Raw genomic sequence first — 1129 nt, forward strand, 5'->3', positions numbered from 1 at the left:
TACTCCAGCTGTAGATCGTGATCTTGCTGGTCGGGCCGGTGCGGAGACGGGTGCGGCCACCGTTGATCATCGTGAGTTGTGTGGACTTACGAAGAGACGGTGGCCGCAGGTCACAGCATAGATCCCGCGCGTTGGCGGGAGGCGTTCGAGGTGGCCATGGGCCGCATAGCGGCCCGGTTCGCGCGGGTCGAACCCCGTCTGCGCGCCAGCCGGTTGGTGCTGGGCATGCTGTCGGACCTGCCGCGCAAGAACTGCTGGACGATCGCCGAGTGGGCCGGGGAGGCCGCTCCGCACGGCATGCAGCACCTGCTGTGCCGGGCCGCCTGGGACGCCGATGCCGTCCGCGACGACGTGCGCGAATATATCGTCGAGCACCTCCACGACGAGGCCGCGGTGCTGGTCGTCGACGAGACCGGCGACGTGAAGAAAGGCACCCGCACCGTCGCCGTCCAGCGCCAGTACACCGGCACCGCCGGGCGGATCGAGAACTCTCAAGTAGCCGTCTACCTCGTCTACGCCGGCGCCCGCGGACATGCGGCAGTGGACCGGGAGCTGTACATCCCGCGCTCCTGGACGAGCGACCCGGACCGCTGCCAGGCGGCGGGGCTCGGCAAGGACACCGCCTTCGCGACCAAGCCAGAACTGGCCCGGGTGATGATCGAACGGTTCCTGGACGCCGGACACCGCGTCGGCTGGGTCACCGGTGACGAGGTCTACGGCGGCAACCCGAAACTGCGCGCGGCGCTGGAGAACCGCGGCATCGGCTATGTCCTCGCGGTGGCCTGCTCGGCCGAAGTGCCCACCAGGGCGGGGAAGTTCCGCGCGGATGCCCTGGCACGGAAGGTGCCGAAGCGGGCCTGGCAGAAGCTCTCGGCCGGACGCGGCGCGAAGGGGCAGCGGTTTTACGACTGGGCCGTCATCGACCTGGCCGACCCCGGCCCAGGCCACCACCAGCTGCTGATCCGCCGCAACCGCACCACCGGTGAACTCGCCTACTACCGCTGTCACTCCACCACTCCGGCATCCCTGGCCCTCCTGGTCAAGGTCGCAGGTTCCAGATGGCGGGTGGAGGAAACCTTCCAAAGTGAGAAGGGACTGGCCGGGCTGGACGAGCACCAGGTCCGCCGCT

Annotated in this window: 1 protein-coding gene; it reads left to right on the plus strand. The window is 69.1% G+C overall.

Translation table 11 applies throughout. The features are described from left to right. Nucleotides 1–156: 156 nt before the first annotated feature. Nucleotides 157–1129: IS701 family transposase (locus ABT245_RS45940; protein WP_351747145.1), on the plus strand; the 973-nt coding region annotated here is incomplete at its 3' end.

It is taken from the genome of Streptomyces sp. NPDC001508, from assembly GCF_040298665.1.
GTDB lineage: Bacteria > Actinomycetota > Actinomycetes > Streptomycetales > Streptomycetaceae > Streptomyces.